Genomic DNA, 15,034 nt, shown 5'->3' with positions numbered 1-15,034 from the left:
CCCCCGCATCAATGTCCCCGTGGCGAAGGGCCGCCCGTCGTGTCCACCCGCGCTTCCACTGACATGCCCGGCCGCAGCCGCGCATAAAGCGAGTCCCTGGCATCGACCGCGATCCGCACCGTGATCCGCTGCGGCACCTTCACGAAATTGCCGGTCGCATTGTCGGACTTGATGATCGAAAATTCGCTGCCCGCCGCCGGAGCCATGCGCTCGACCCGGCCCCTAATCTCCGCCCGGCCCAGCGCATCGACGGTCAGCCGTACCGGCTGGCCCGGCGCCATCCGCGCGGTCTGCGCTTCCTTGAAGTTCGCGGCGACCCACACCAGCGGCGGCACGAGAAAGGTTAGTTGCGTTCCGGCCGTCACATACTGGCCGAGCCGCACCCCGACCTCCCCCAGCCGCCCGTCCTGCGGCGCCCGGATGATCGTGTTGGCAAGGTCGATCTGCGCGAGCCTGAGCGCCGCCCGCGCCGCCTCCACCCCCGCGCGCAGGCCGCCGCGCCCCACGGTCACGGTGCGCACCTGCTCTTGCGCGACGCTGCGTTGCGCCTGCGCCTGCAACACGCCCGCCTGCGCCCCACGCAGCGCCGCCAGCGTCTGGTCACGCTCGCGGATCGACACCGATCCCTCGCCGACCAGTTGATCGACCCGGCGCATATCGGCCTGCGCGCGGGCAAGCTGCGCCTGCGCGTTGACGACATTGGCCGCCTGCCCGCCCAGTTGCGCCTCGCTCGACCGCTCGCTTTGCTGGCTATTTTCCAGATTGGCGATCTGCGCCGCGATCTGCGCCTGTGCCTGTTCGACCCGCTGGCGATAGATGCGATCGTCCACCCGCGCGAGGATCTGGCCGCGCGTCACCTGCTCATAATCCTGCACCGTAACCTGCGTTACATAACCGCTAACCTGCGGCGCGATCACCGTGGTCTGGCCGCGCACATAGGCATTGTCGGTGGTCTGCACGGCGCTCGAAAAGGGCGGCAGGCCCCATGCGTAAAGCACCAGCCCGATGCCGACGACGATGAACAGAATGGTCAGCACGGTCACGCCCCGGCTGGCGCGCGGTGGTGCCCATCCGCGTTGCGCCTGCGGTGGCGGTTCATGCGACGCCTCCGGCGGCGTCTCGATCGGGTCGTCGAGGCGCTGCTCTTGCTCGGGGGCGCGGGGCGGTTGCTCGGTCATGCGGTCCTGTTCTTCATCGCGGCCAATGCCGCCAGTTCGGTGGCGAGCGGGTTGATCCCCCTCCACCTATAATAGCTCCAGCGCCACAGCAGATAGACACATGCGACCGTCGCCAGCGCCCCCACCAGCAGGAAAACATCGTTGAACGCCAGGATATTGGCCTCACGCGTTACTAGCTGCCCTTCCAGCACAGCGCCCTCGGCCTGCCGCAACAGCGGATCGCCCAACGCCCGTGCATAGGCGCCACCCAGTTGCGCCAGCCGCGTCGCGACCTGCGGATCGGTCGGCACGATGGCCTGGGTCAGGACTTCCGAATGAAACCGCTCGCGCATGATCTGAAAGCTGCCGAGCAGCGATGCCCCGGCGAGACCGCCCAGCTGCTGCGAAATGCCGAACACCGCCGAAAAGCTCACCAGATGGCTCGGTCCCTTCACCAGCGCGCGCAAAATGCCGTTCATCACCGTCGGCCCGAGAAAATAGACGGCGGCGAAGCTGATCATCGCCTGCGTCGCATAAAGCTGCGCCGGCCGCGTCAGATTGCTCGCGTGCGCATCGAGAAAGGCGGCGATGGCGATCAGCGCGCAGGACAGGATGACGGGCTTGATGAGGTCCATCGGGTTGAAGGTCGCAACGCTCGCCGCCAGCCCGGCCGCCGATGCGACCGTGACCACCGCATAAAAGCCGACCAGCTGATCCTGCCCCATGCCCAGCACCGTCAGCAGCCCCGCTGCGCCGAAATTCTGCTCGCCCAGCAGCACCCGCATGCTCGCCGCGACGATGGCGAAGCGGATCATCGCCGCACTGCCGATCCAGCGCGTATTGAGCAACGGGTTGGCGCGATTATGCTCGACGATCAGCGCAAACCCGATCAGCAGGATCGCGCCCGCCAGCGCATAGCCGAGCCACGGCGTCGACCACCACTGAATGCGCCCCTGCGCCAGCACGGCGCACAGCAGCGCGAGGCCGGGTGCGAACAGGCTGAAGGTGAGGAAATCGAGCGGCTCGAACGCCTCGAACCGTTCGCTCGGCGGCAGGCGCAGGAGCGATACGCAGGCGAGGCACAGCAGCGTCAGGCCCAATTCGAACAGGAACAGATTCTGCACATCGCCATGGATCAGCAATTCCGGCGAGATCACCCGCGCCAGCGGCAGCGCCACCTGCCCCATGCCGACGCCGATGATCATCCCCGCGAGCCGGGCGGCGGGCGGCATCGATTGCATGAAATAGAATAGCGACAGCGTCGACAATCCGCTCGCCACGATGCCACTGCCTGCGCGTACGATCAGTTCCGTGCCATAGCTGTGCACGAACAGTTGCGACAGGTTGAGGATCAGAAAACCGGCGAGGATATAGCGGGCAAAGCGCTGGATACCGAATTGCTGACGGAATTTGATGAGCAACAGGCTCATACAGATGTTGGTCATGCTATAGGCGGCGGTCAGCCAGCCACCCTGGACATTGGTGAGGCCCAGCGCGCCCTGAATCTGCGGCAGATTGGCGGTCAGCAGCCCGTTCAGAAACCCCCCGGTCATGCTGAGCAGCAGACCGACCGCGAAATAGCCGATCCGGCGGCGGGTCGGATGATCGGGGTTGGCGGGGGATCCGGGCATCATCGCCCGCTCGTGCGGCTGGAACTGATAGTCCGAAGATGACCGTTGCTCTGCCACTAGCCTGCCTTGAAACGACTATGCCCCAATGAAAAAGGGCGGCCCATCGCGCCGCCCTTGAACATCGATTCTGCCCGTCAGGCCCCGAGCGGCGTCGGATCGCCAAAGGGACCCGACCGCCTGCGCGTTTTGGGGATGGAGGACCCCGCCGCCGGCAGGGCTGACGGCTTGATCGTCGTCCCGTCGTCGCGGGTGATCTCGCCCTTGTCCAGCAGCGTCCGGATCTCCTCGCCCGACAGCGTCTCATATTCGAGCATCGCGTTGGCGAGCAGGTGCAACTGGTCCTCATGCCCTTTCAGCAGTTCCTGCGCGCGGGCATAGCCCTGCTCGACCAGCCCGCGAATTTCCTTGTCGATCAGCTTGGCCGTCTCGTCGGACATATGCGTGCGCTGGCTCTGGGAATAGCCAAGGAAGGTCTCGCCCTGCTGCTCCTCATATTGCAGCGGCCCGAGTTTGTCCGACATGCCCCATTGCGTGACCATGTCGCGCGCCAGCTTGGTCGCATATTGAATGTCGCCCGATGCGCCCGACGACACCTTGTCATAGCCGAAGATCAGCTCTTCGGCGACGCGACCGCCCATGGCGACGGCCATGTTCGCGTGCATCTTGTCACGGTGATAGCTGTAGCTGTCCCGCTCCGGCAGGCGCATCACCATGCCCAGCGCGCGACCGCGCGGGATGATCGTCGCCTTGTGGATCGGGTCGGACGCCGGCTCGTGCACCGCGATGATCGCATGGCCGGCCTCATGATAGGCGGTCATCTTCTTCTCATCGTCGGTCATGACCATGGAACGGCGTTCCGCCCCCATCATCACCTTGTCCTTGGCCGCCTCGAACTCGTCCATCGCGACCAGCCGCTTGCCGCGCCGCGCCGCCATCAGCGCGGCTTCATTGACGAGATTGGCGAGATCGGCGCCGGAGAAGCCCGGCGTGCCGCGCGCGATCGTGCGCGGTTCGACGTCCGGCGCCAGCGGCACCTTCTTCATATGCACGGCCAGAATCTTTTCGCGACCCTCGATATCGGGGCGCGGCACCACGACCTGCCGGTCGAAGCGGCCCGGCCGCAGCAGCGCGGGGTCGAGCACGTCTGGCCGGTTGGTCGCCGCGACGATGATGATCCCTTCGTTCGCCTCGAAACCGTCCATCTCGACCAGCAACTGGTTCAGCGTCTGTTCGCGCTCGTCATTGCCATTGCCCAGACCCGCGCCGCGATGGCGACCCACGGCGTCGATTTCATCGATAAACACGATGCAGGGCGCATTCTTCTTCGCCTGCTCGAACATGTCGCGCACGCGGCTCGCGCCGACGCCGACGAACATCTCGACGAAATCGGAGCCGGAAATGGTGAAGAAGGGCACGCCCGCCTCGCCCGCGATGGCGCGGGCCAGCAAAGTCTTGCCGGTGCCGGGCGATCCGACCAGCAACGCGCCCTTGGGAATCTTGCCGCCAAGACGGGCGAACTTCGTCGGGTCCTTCAGGAACTCGACGATTTCCTCCAGTTCCTCGCGCGCTTCGTCAATACCGGCAACATCCTGAAACGTCACCTTACCGTGCTTTTCTGTCAGCAACTTGGCCTTGGACTTGCCGAAACCCATCGCCCCGCCCGCGCCGCCGCCCTTCTGCATCTGGCGCAGCACGAAGAAAGCGATGCCCAGGATCAGCAGGAATGGCAGCGACTGGTAGATCATGATCATCCAGAAGCTCGGCTGTTCTTCCGCCTGGCCCGAATATTTGACGTTATAATTGTCCAGCAGGCCGGTCAGCCCCGGATCATTCACTGGAATGGTGGTGAATTTCTGCCCACCCGACAAGGTGCCGGAAATCCGGTCGGGCGCAATGGCGACATCCTTGACCTGCCCCTCGGCGACCTTCGAACGGAACTCGGAATAGGCGATGCCCGTGCCTGCGGTGGACGCGGAGCGGCTGTCGAACATCGACACAAACAGCAACAGGGCGATAATCACCCCCGCCCAAATCATCGCGCTCTTGATCCAGGGGTTGCCCTGCGGGTCTTTATCGTCGTTCATTCACCACTCTCTTTCGTCCTGCAAGATAGGATGGCCGCGCAAAAGCGCAAGCTGGCCATCGTCAATGCCGGGACGGTCAGCCCCGCAGCAGCGGGGACAGCGCCAGCCAGGCGAGGATCATCACCAATCCGATCGACAGGCCACAGAGCAGATGGCCGATATAATAAAGCAGCGGCGGGTGTGGCCGCGCCAGCTTCCGGTTACGCTGCGCCGCCGAAAGAACGATGCTCGCCAAAAGGCCGTAAGTGAGGGCCGCAAATTCCATCATGCCAGTCTGATCTCCGCTCGCAACACCGCGCGATGAGAAGATAGTCGCTTATATCACCTTGCTGCACCGCATCAAATCGACAGGGCGTTCCTGGGGTGCGACAATATGCGGAACATTTCCGGATGAACTATCTGGCTAACGGCGCGGCGGAGCGGGCTTCAAGGACCAGCGCACCCCGCCCGTCAGCAACCAGTCGCCCAGACTGCACTTTTTCCCCGCCGCCGCCAGCGTCAGCGCACGGTCGATCGCTTCGCCCCTTGGCGCGAAGGCTGGTGTTGCCCGCGCCAGCATGAGCAGCAGCAGCCGGCGCAAAAGCTCGCGCGGAAGGTCGGTGCGGTCGAGCAGCCAGCCATCGCCATCCTGCCTCAGATGCTGCGTGGCGAGATCGTTCACCACCCATTGCAGCGCGGCCTCCGCCTCCGCCAGCGCCGCCGCGCTGCGCCCCGCCGCCGCGCGATCGAGCCATTCCACCGGCTCCAGCACGGTTCGCAACGCCGCCCGGTCAAAGCGCGGATCGGCGTTGGACGGGTCCTCGACAAAGGGCAGCGCGCGCGATCGGGCATAGGCCAGCAGGTCCGCCTTGCGATATCCCAGCAGTGGACGAATGACCTGCCCGGTCAGCGCGCGCACGCCCGCAAGCCCCCCGACCCCCGCACCCCGGTTAAGCCGCATCAGCATCGTTTCCAGTTGGTCGTCGGCATGATGCGCGGTCATGATCCAATCGATCCCCGCCGCCAGCCGCCAACCGTTCAGCGCGCCATAGCGCTGCGTCCGCGCCCAGCTCTGGACATTGCCGGTCAGGCCGGTCGCCGGATGGAGAATAGCATGCGGAATGGCGTGCGCTGCGCACCATTCGGCCACCATCGCCGCCTCGCCCGCCGATTCGGGCCGCAGCCCATGATCGACCGTCGCCGCCGCGACCCGGCGGGGAAAAGCGCGCGCCGCAAGATCCAGCAACGCCATACTGTCGGGACCGCCCGACACCGCAATCCCGAACCGCGCGCGCCTGCTATCGCCGACGATCGCCTGCGTCGCGGCCAGCAGCCCGGCGGCGTCGGGCCTCATCCGCTACATTTGGCCTTGATCTTGCCCTTGTCCATGACGCCGCGCACGCTGGCGGTCATGGTTGCACCGTAGACCTGCTCCAGTTCCTCATAGACCTTGCAGGCATCAGCGGGCTTTTTGAGCTGGATCAGCGCTTCGCCCAGATAGGCGAGGCTGTCGGGCGCGCGGTCGCCGCGCGGGCGCTTCTGGTAATTTTCGTAGAAAGCGACCGAAGCAAGCGCCGGCTTGCCATCGTCCAGATAGGCGCGACCGAGCAGATTCTGCGCGCGGCTGCCGACCGACGTCGATCCATATTTATCGACCGTGGCCTTCAACTGCGCCTGCGCCTCGGGGTAGAATTTCCCATCCCACAGGCGATAACCATAGGAATAGGCGTCCATCGCCGCGTCGCCCGTCTCGGGCTTTTCGATCGCTCCGACAGCGGCCTTGCGCGCCTCGCTCGCCGGCGCGGCAGCCACTGGCTTGGCGGTGGCGGGCTTGCTCGACGCCGGTTTGGTCGCGGCAGGGCCGGATTCCAGCGGATCGGCGGCGGGCGCCGGTCCCGAAGGCCGGGTCGCGGGCGCATCCGCCGCCAGCAGCCGCCCTTCGGTATCCGCCTTATATTTGTTGAACGCCGCTTCGAGCTGTTTGAGCTTATAGCTGTTTTCCTCGATCTGCCCCGTCATCGACGCCATTTGCGATTCCAGCGCGCCGACGCGCGCCGTCAGGTCCGCGACCGGCGAGGAAGAGGGATTGCCCGAAGAGACCGGAGCGGCGGGACGGGTGATCTCCGGCTCCAGCGGCGCGCCGGCCGGAAACACCTTGCGCTGAACCGCGCGCATTTCCTTTTCGAGCCGGTCGACCCGCACCTCGACCGGCGCGGATTGCGCCAGCGCGGGCGCGGCCATGACCGGCAATGCTGTCGCCAGCAAAGATGGCGCCCCCAGCGCCAAAGCGGATGTCGCGAAAACGGCGTAACGCATGCTTGTCCCCGTGTCGAAGCTCTCCGCCTTAACCATAGGGCCATATTCCGCGCCGTAAAGCGCGACGTGCAGCCCGGCGCCGCCCTAATTGGCTGGCGCAGGCTCCGGCGATGCCACCGGCGCGGTGGATGTGGGCGCGGGAGCGGATGCGGGCGTCGGCGTATCGGCGGCGGAGCGCGCCTCGGCGGACGGCGACGTCGCCACCGGAGCGGAACGTCGCGTCGTCGTCCCGCCACCGGAAGCCGAAACCGGCGCGGCGACCGGAGACACAGGCTGCGCAGCCGCCGCAGGTGCGGGCACGATGCGGGCCAGCAGCGCCGCTGCGTTGACGGGCACGTCCGCGACGGTCCGGTCGGGTGGGCCGAGCGGCGGGATCGCCCTGCCGCCGACAGTAATCGCCACCGCCTGCGGCCGTCCGGTCAGGATCATCGGATTGCGCGCATTGGCCGGCAGGGTGAAGCTCTCCCCCTTTTTGAGCAGGCCGTCCTTCAGCCGCTCGCCCGCCTCGTCATAGATGCGCAGCCACACATCGTCGGTCGCAGTGAAAATCACCGGCTGCGCCTCCGCCGGCAGGGTCGCGGCTGGACGCGGCGCGGCGGTCGGCTGATCGGCCTGACGCGCGATTTCCTCGCCGGTCGGCGGCGTCAACATCTGCGTCCGCCACAGCACGAAGCCCGCGATCACGATGATTGCGATGGCCGCCGCCGTCCAGGCAAGCGTACGCGAGGGCACGCGCGCGGGATCGGCCGGTTCGAACGCTTCGTAACGCGTCGCGCCCAGATCGCTGCTGTTGACGGCGCGCCGCACATCGGCCGCGATTGCCACTTCGTCCAGATTGATCGCGCGCGCATAGGCACGGGCAAAACCGATCGCATAGGGGATGCCCGGCAGCGCGGCATAATCGTCCCGCTCAATCGCCTCCAGCTGACGCTGCGCGATCCGGGTCCGCGTCGCGACGTCATGCAGCGACAGACCTTTCGCCTCGCGCGCGGCACGCAGCTTCGCGCCCGGCGTCATCGGCGATTGCTCCGGCGCCTGTGTCACGCCGGTCGGGATTTCGGGTTCGTCTGCCATGCTGCTCCGCGACATTATATGGCCGGCCTTGTCTCATTGACCGACCGCGATTGTCAACGCGCGACGGGCGCGTCAGTTAAGTTCGACGCCCCGTTCGACCGCCCATTGGGTCAGGCCAGCGCGGATATCCACCGTCCCGTCCGCCAGCATCGCGCCGAGCACCGTCTGAAGCTCCGCCACGTTGATCGAACGGATCATCGCCTTGACCGGCCCGACCGACGCGGGCGTGATCGACAGGCGGCGAATGCCCAGCCCCACCAGCGCCATCGCTTCCAGCGTCCGGCCGCCCATTTCGCCGCACACGCCCACGTGCACCTGATAGCTGCCGCACATCCGCACGACGCGGTCGAGAAAGCGCAGGATGGCGATGCTCAGCCAGTCATAGCGTTCGGCGAGCCTGGGATGGGCGCGGTCCGCCGCGAACAGGAACTGGGTCAGGTCATTGGTGCCGATCGACAGAAAATCGAGCTTGGGCAACAGGATGTCGAGCACTTCGGCGAGCGCCGGCACCTCCAGCATCGCGCCATAACGCACCGCGACGGGCAGCTTCTTCTTCTGCTCCTGCAACCACTGCCGCTGGCGTTCGACCAACGCACGCGCCTGCTCATATTCCCACGGCTCCGACACCATCGGGAACATGACGTGCAAGACCTTGCCCGCCGCCGCCTCCAGCAATGCGCGCGCCTGCGCCTTCATCAGCCCGTCGCGGTCCAGCGCCAGCCGCAGCGCGCGCCACCCCATCGCCGGATTATCCTCCAGTTCGTCGTCGTCCCGCTGCATATAGGGCAGCGCCTTGTCGCCGCCGATGTCGACGGTGCGGAAAATCACCGGCCGGTCGCCCGCGGCGTCCAGCACTTCCCTGTAAAGCCGCTGCTGCTTTTCCCGTTGCGGCAGCGTCGCCGATACGAGAAACTGGAACTCGGTGCGGAACAGGCCGATGCCGTCCGCGCCGACAATGTCGAGCGCCTGCGCATCCTCGCGCAGCCCGGCATTGACCATCAGTTCGATCCGCGCGCCGTCCTGCGTGACCGACGGCAGGTCGCGCATAGCGGCGAATTCCGCCCGGCGCTTCTGCGTCACATGCAGCTTGTTCTCGAACGCCTCGTCCATGTCGGGCGTCGGGCGGATCAGCACCCGGTTATCGGCCACGTCCATCAGGACCAGATCGCCCTCGTTCACCTGATGGCGAATGTCCCGCACCCGGCCCAGCACCGGCACGCCCATCGCGCGCGCGACGATCGTGACATGGGCGGTGAGCGACCCTTCCTCCAGGATCACGCCCTTCAAGCGCCGCCGATCATATTCCAGCAGTTCCGCCGGACCCAGATTGCGCGCGATCAGGATCGCGTCCTGCCGCAGTCCCATGGTCGCCGCCGTGCCGAGCTGCCCCGATACGATCCGCAACAGCCGGTTGGCCAGATCCTCCAGATCGTGCATCCGGTCCTGCAACAGCGGATCGTCGATCTGGCGCATGCGGATGCGCGTGCGCTGCTGCACCCGCTCGATTGCCGCCTCGGCGGTCAGGCCGCTTTCGATCGCCTCGTTGATGCGCCGCGACCAGCCCTCGTCATAGGCGAACATCTTATAGGTTTCGAGCACCTCCTGATGCTCGCCCTCCAGCCCGAATTCGGCGGTGCCCGTCATCCGGTCGATCTGCTCGCGCATCTTGGTGAAGGCGGAAATGACACGCGCGCGTTCGGCTTCGGTATCCTCGGCGACGGTATGTTCGATATGGACGCGCGGCTGGTGAAAGACGATGTGGCCCCGCGCCATGCCCATGACGAGCTGCAAGCCGTGGAGCACGGTCGTCCCGGTATCCTGCACCCGCAGGTCAGTCGGCGAATCATCGGCCAGTTCGGCATGGGCGATCAGTTCGGCCAGCACCATGGCGACCGTCTGAAGCGCCTCGATCTCCACCTCTTCATATTTGCGCGGCTCGACATGCTGGACGCTCAGCACGCCGATGGCGCGCTCGCGCCGCACGATCGGCACGCCGGCAAAGCTGTGATAGACCTCTTCACCCGTCTCGGGACGATAGGAAAAGTCGGGATGCGAGGCCGCCTCGTCCAGATTGAGCGGTTCAACATTGGTCGCGATCAGGCCGACCAGCCCTTCGCCCATCGCCATGCGGGTGACGTGCACCGCGTCCTGGCTCAAACCCCGCGTCGCGAACAGTTCCAGCACGCCTTCACGCACCAGATAGATCGAACAAACCTCGCTCGACAGCGATTCGCCGATCACCTCGACGACCTTGTTCAGCTTGGCCTGTGCGCTGTTGCGCGACGCCATCACTTCCTGGAGGCGTATCAGGATCTGGCGGGCGGCGGCGGCGGGCGTGCTGGGCATGAATGACGCGCTATCAGATAGGCGGGTCGCTTTCCAACGCGATTATATCCGCATCCAATGCCGGTAGCAGCGATCCGGTCATTTACGTGGCGGAAACATGCGCTAGCTTCGTCGTGCATCGGAACGGCGCGTCCGCGCCTGTCAGGAGATTGAGGATCATGGCGACTACCGCGCATCGTGCATTCACCCAGGACCTTACCGATCGCGGCTATTCCCGCCGCCAGCTTGCCAGGGCCACGGCGTTGCTCGGCGCGGGAGCCGCCGCCATGCGTACAGTCGGCGCCGGTGCGCAGCAGGCGGCGAAGGCCGTCGCCGGGGCGGTGCAGATCGGCGCGAACGAATGCTGGACCGGCCCTTTCCCGGTTGCCGCCGAAGCCGCGTTCAAACTGGTGAAGGAAGGCAATCGCTACGAGCCGGACAATGAGCATGCCAAATTGTTCGCCGCGGTCGCCGCGGTCGAGGGCATTCCGGCCGACCATATCACCGCCTGGCCCGGCTCCAGCGATCCGTTGTGCCGCGTCGCCATCGTCTTCGCCTCGCCCACGCGCGGCATCGTCACCGGCAACCCGACCTATGAGGCGATCTGGCGGACCGGCGACTGGATCGGCGCGAAGGTGACGAAGGTGCCCCTGAACAAGGATTATGCCCACGACGTCCGCGCGATGCTGGCGGCCGACCCCAATGCGGGCGTCTATTATATCTGTTCGCCCAACAACCCGACCGGCACCGTCACGCCGATCGCCGACATCGAATGGCTCGCCGCGAACAAGCCCAAGGATGCGGTGCTGGTGATCGACGAAGCCTATATCCACTGGACCGATACGCCGCGCGCCGCAAAGCTCGCCGCGACCCGCGACGATGTGCTGGTGCTGCGCACCTTTTCCAAATTGTTCGGCATGGCGGGCATGCGGCTGGGCCTGACCATCGCAGCGCCTTCGCTCATGGAAAAGATGATGCGCTATGATGGTGCGTTCGTCACCGCGCTCCTGCCCATGACCGCTGTCGCCTGCGGCACGGTCTCGGTCGCGCAGGCCGATCTCATCAAGGGACGTCAGGTCGAAATGGCCGCCAACCGCGAACTGGCGGTCAGCTTCCTGACGAAAAAAGGCTATAAGGTCATTCCCGGCAGCCATGCCAATATGTTCATGGTGGACTGGGGCATGGCGGCCAAGCCGATGTTCGACGCGCTGCTCGCGCAGAATGTGCAAATCGGTCGCAGCTGGTCGATCTGGCCCAATGTCTCGCGCGTGACGGTCGGTTCCACCGCTGAAATGAAGGCTTTTTGCGCCGCGGTCGACAAGATCGGCATGGCTTAAGCGTAGGCCTTGCAATGGCCGGTGATGCTCGCTGAGCGATTTATCCACCGGCCATTGCGGAAATCTCCGTCCCCTTCGTCTCTCCCAAGCGAAGTCATTTACTTTCGTACTTGAGGGGACAGACGACATGACCATGATGCTGGACAAGGACGCTCGGGAAGATCTGATCGCGCGCGGCTATTCCCGCCGCCAGCTGGGCCGGGTGGCCGCCCTGATCGGCGCGGGGGCCGCCGCCCAATCACTGCTGACCGCCCCGGCTTTCGCGCAGCAGCAGGCTGCACGCGGGATCAAGGGCGCGACGCGGATCGGCGCCAATGAATGCTGGACCGGCCCCTTCCCCGCCGGCGTCGAAGCCATCCGCGAATCCGCTGCGTTCGGCAATTGGTATGATCCTGACAATTATATGGGCGATCTGGTCAGCACCGTCGCCAAGGTCGAGGGCCTGCCGGAAGAAACCGTGCGCGTCTGGCCGGGTTCGGGTGGTCCGCTGGTCAGCATCGTTGCGGCCTATTGCTCGCCCACCAAGGGTCTCGTCACCGCCGATCCGACCTTCGAATCCGCCTGGCGCACCGCCGATTATGTGAAGGCGCCCATCGCCAAGGCCCCGCAGGCCATCGGCAAGGGCAGCGATGTCAAGGCGATGCTGGCCGCCAATCCCAACGCCGGTCTCTATTATATCTGCTCGCCCAACAATCCGACCGGCACGGTCACGCCACTCGCCGACATCAAGTGGCTGCTCGACAACAAGCCCGCCGACGCCATGCTGCTGGTGGATGAGGCCTATCTCCACTTTTCCGGTGCGCCCAGCGCGGCGACATTCCTTGCCGGGCGCAAGGACCTCATCGTCATGCGCACCTTTTCGAAACTGTTCGGCATGGCGGGCGTGCGCCTCGGCCTCACCTTCGCCGATCCCGAAGTGCAAAAGCGCATCATGCTGTTCGGCCCGGCGGCGGGTGGCATATCGATCACGGCGATGGCGTGCGGCAATGCGGTTTACACGCAGGCCGACCTCATCAAGGCGCGCCGAGCGGAAATGATCGCCAACCGGGAAGAGACGATCGCATGGCTGACCAAGAAGGGTATCATGGTGCATCCGGGTAGCCAGGCGAACATGTTCATGGTCGACTGGAAGACCAAGCCCGCCAAGGAAATGCAGACCGCGTTGCTGGCTGAGAATATCCAGATCGGCCGCAACTGGCCGATCTGGCCGACCGTATCGCGCGTTACCGTCGGTTCGGCCGCCGACATGGCCAAATTCCGGGCAGCTGTGGACAAGACCTACAAGGCCTGACGCCACCGCTCGGGTCGCAAGAAAGGGCGTCCGGCCATACCGGGCGCCCTTTTATGTATCAGCCTCGCGCCGCACTCTCACACAAAGCCTTGAACTGCGCCGCGACCTGATCCCAGCCGGGATGGAAACCCATCGCCTCGTGACTCGCCTTCGCCTCGGCGTCCCAGTGGCACACGGTCGCGGTGTAGCGCGTCCCCTCGCCCTCGCCCTCGTCGGCAAAGGCCCATATCGTCGTCATGAACGGCTTTTGCGGCTCCCATCCAGCGCGATAGGCATCGGTGGTCACGATCCGCTCGCCGGGCACGACCTCCAGAACCACGCCCTCCAGCGGCCCCGTATCCTCGCCCGCCGGGCCAGTCATCCGCAGCGCGAAACGCCCGCCTGGGCGCAGATCCTGCGCGATGATCTCTGCCTTCCACGGATCGGGCGCGAACCATTGCCCCGTCCGCTCGGTCCAGACCTTCCAGACGATATCGCGCGGCGCATCGATGAAGCAGGTCACGGATAGCTCATGGTCGGTCTCGCTCATGCCGCTTCTCCCCTGAACGCGGCGTCCAGCACGGCGATGTTCAGCTTGCCCATCGTCATCATCGCTTCCGTCATCCGCCCGATCGCGGCGGCGTCGCCCGATTTCTGCATCGCGATCATCGCTTGCGGCACCAGTTGCCAGGACATGCCGAACCGATCCTTCAGCCAGCCGCAGGGCCGTTCCACGCCGCCGTCAGCGGTCAGCGCGTCGAAACGCGCGTCCAGTTCCGCCTGATCGGCGCAGGTGAGCGAAATCGACACCGCCTCGCTCAGCGGAAATTGCGGCCCGCCGTTCAGGCCCTGAAAGCGCTGCCCGAACAAGGTGAACTCCACCAGCAACACCGTGCCCGCCTTGAAATGCGGCGGAAAGGGCGAGTCCGCCTGATAGCGCGTCACCGCATCGATCGATCCGCCCAGCAAGGATGTGTAGAAGGTCGCGGCCTCCTCGGCCTCGCCATTGAACCACAGACATGTGGCGACCTGACTGATCATGATCCCACGCCCTGATGCGCACGCATGCCCACCACGGCAAAGGCCGCGCCCTGCGGATCGATCGCCTGCACGATCCACGCACCGCCCGGCACCTCCATCGGCCCGTGCGTCACGGATCCGCCGCCCGCGACGATCCGGTCATGCGCCGCATCGATATCGCCGACGTTGAAGTAGAACAGCCAACCGGGCGCGGGCTGCTGCGGCATTTTGGGCATGATCGCGCCGGTCATCGCGTCAAAGCTGGCGACGCGATCCTGCGACCAGAGCTGATAGGTGCCCATCGGCCCCATATCCATGCCGTCGCCCGTCACCCAGCCGAATTGCCTGGTGTAAAAGCCCAGGTCCGCGTCATAATCGCCGCTCGACAGCTCGTGCCAGCCGACATGGCCGGCCGCCATCGGCGGCGGCGCGGCGAAGCCGTCCGGGCTGGACCCTTTGAGCAGCATGAAGATCGCGCCGCCCGGATCGGCCATCACGGCGAAGCGCCCGACGCCCGGTATATCCTCCGCCGCGCGCTTCACGCTCGCGCCCCCCGCCGTCAGCCGCGCGACATCGGCATCGACATCGGCCGATCCGATATAGCCGCCCCACCAAGGGGTCATGCCGCAATCCTTCGCCTCCGCCGGAATCGCCATGATCCCGCCGACGCCGCCGCCCGATCCGGTCAGCACATGATAGGGATCACCCGCCAGATCATCGCCGAACGGCTGCGCCGTCCAACCGACGACATCGCCATAAAAGGCAAGCGCACCCTGCGGATCGCTGGTCATCAGTTCATACCAGAAGAATTTGCCGGTCACGTCCGTCATCATCGCTCTCC

13 protein-coding genes are annotated in these 15,034 nt (G+C 65.7%); 2 read left to right on the top strand and 11 right to left on the bottom strand.

Annotated elements, in window-relative coordinates:
- Nucleotides 1-8: 8 nt before the first annotated feature.
- The 8 genes from ACODSN_RS09030 to ptsP all read right to left on the bottom strand — a co-directional run bounded on the left by ACODSN_RS09030 (nt 9) and on the right by ptsP (nt 10,587).
- Nucleotides 9-1,178 (bottom strand): HlyD family secretion protein, encoded by a 1,170-nt coding sequence (locus ACODSN_RS09030; RefSeq protein WP_489054770.1) that lies wholly within the window; start codon nt 1,176-1,178, stop codon nt 9-11.
- Nucleotides 1,175-2,791, bottom strand: coding sequence for an MFS transporter (locus ACODSN_RS09025; RefSeq protein ID WP_489054768.1), 1,617 nt, complete (start codon nt 2,789-2,791; stop codon nt 1,175-1,177). Before ACODSN_RS09025 ends, ACODSN_RS09030 begins: the two co-directional genes overlap by 4 nt.
- A gap of 131 nt (nt 2,792-2,922) precedes the next feature.
- Nucleotides 2,923-4,872: an ATP-dependent zinc metalloprotease FtsH gene (ftsH, locus tag ACODSN_RS09020; RefSeq protein WP_489054767.1), complete on the bottom strand. Its 1,950-nt coding sequence runs from the start codon at nt 4,870-4,872 to the stop codon at nt 2,923-2,925.
- A gap of 76 nt (nt 4,873-4,948) precedes the next feature.
- The gene (locus tag ACODSN_RS09015; RefSeq protein ID WP_489054765.1) at nt 4,949-5,140 is read right to left on the bottom strand and encodes a hypothetical protein; all 192 of its coding nucleotides are present in this window, start codon (nt 5,138-5,140) and stop codon (nt 4,949-4,951) included.
- Between the two features lie 135 nt (nt 5,141-5,275).
- Nucleotides 5,276-6,205, bottom strand: coding sequence for a tRNA lysidine(34) synthetase TilS (gene tilS, locus ACODSN_RS09010; RefSeq protein WP_489054764.1), 930 nt, complete (start codon nt 6,203-6,205; stop codon nt 5,276-5,278).
- Nucleotides 6,202-7,167, bottom strand: a complete 966-nt coding sequence (locus tag ACODSN_RS09005; protein ID WP_489054763.1) for a hypothetical protein — start codon at nt 7,165-7,167, stop codon at nt 6,202-6,204. The genes tilS and ACODSN_RS09005 overlap by 4 nt, the downstream gene beginning before the upstream one ends.
- A gap of 84 nt (nt 7,168-7,251) precedes the next feature.
- Nucleotides 7,252-8,241, bottom strand: coding sequence for a helix-turn-helix domain-containing protein (locus ACODSN_RS09000; protein WP_489054761.1), 990 nt, complete (start codon nt 8,239-8,241; stop codon nt 7,252-7,254).
- Between the two features lie 72 nt (nt 8,242-8,313).
- Nucleotides 8,314-10,587 (bottom strand): phosphoenolpyruvate--protein phosphotransferase, encoded by a 2,274-nt coding sequence (gene ptsP / locus ACODSN_RS08995; RefSeq protein ID WP_489054759.1) that lies wholly within the window; start codon nt 10,585-10,587, stop codon nt 8,314-8,316.
- A 158-nt stretch (nt 10,588-10,745) separates the two neighbouring features.
- Between ptsP and ACODSN_RS08990 the strand changes: the two genes are divergently transcribed.
- Both ACODSN_RS08990 and ACODSN_RS08985 read left to right on the top strand, forming a co-directional pair.
- Nucleotides 10,746-11,903, top strand: a complete 1,158-nt coding sequence (locus ACODSN_RS08990) for a pyridoxal phosphate-dependent aminotransferase (RefSeq protein WP_489054758.1) — start codon at nt 10,746-10,748, stop codon at nt 11,901-11,903.
- Nucleotides 11,904-12,030: 127 nt separating this feature from the next.
- Nucleotides 12,031-13,194, top strand: a complete 1,164-nt coding sequence (locus ACODSN_RS08985; protein ID WP_489054756.1) for a pyridoxal phosphate-dependent aminotransferase — start codon at nt 12,031-12,033, stop codon at nt 13,192-13,194.
- 58 nt (nt 13,195-13,252) lie between these two features.
- On the opposite strand, the gene ACODSN_RS08980 is transcribed toward ACODSN_RS08985, so the two are convergent.
- The 3 genes from ACODSN_RS08980 to ACODSN_RS08970 are packed head-to-tail and all read right to left on the bottom strand — an operon-like array spanning nt 13,253 to nt 15,023.
- Nucleotides 13,253-13,723 carry an SRPBCC domain-containing protein gene (locus ACODSN_RS08980; RefSeq protein ID WP_489054754.1) on the bottom strand — a complete coding sequence of 157 codons (471 nt, stop codon included), beginning with the start codon at nt 13,721-13,723 and terminating at the stop codon, nt 13,253-13,255.
- On the bottom strand, nt 13,720-14,211 hold the full coding sequence (locus ACODSN_RS08975) for a VOC family protein (RefSeq protein WP_489054875.1): 492 nt from the start codon (nt 14,209-14,211) through the stop codon (nt 13,720-13,722). Before ACODSN_RS08975 ends, ACODSN_RS08980 begins: the two co-directional genes overlap by 4 nt.
- On the bottom strand, nt 14,211-15,023 hold the full coding sequence (locus tag ACODSN_RS08970; RefSeq protein ID WP_489054873.1) for a VOC family protein: 813 nt from the start codon (nt 15,021-15,023) through the stop codon (nt 14,211-14,213). The genes ACODSN_RS08975 and ACODSN_RS08970 overlap by 1 nt, the downstream gene beginning before the upstream one ends.
- Nucleotides 15,024-15,034 lie beyond the last annotated feature (11 nt).

The organism is Sphingobium sp. FG11 (genome assembly GCF_057809915.1).
Note: the sequence above shows the minus strand (reverse complement) of the source record. Positions and strands in the feature narration are given on the sequence as shown.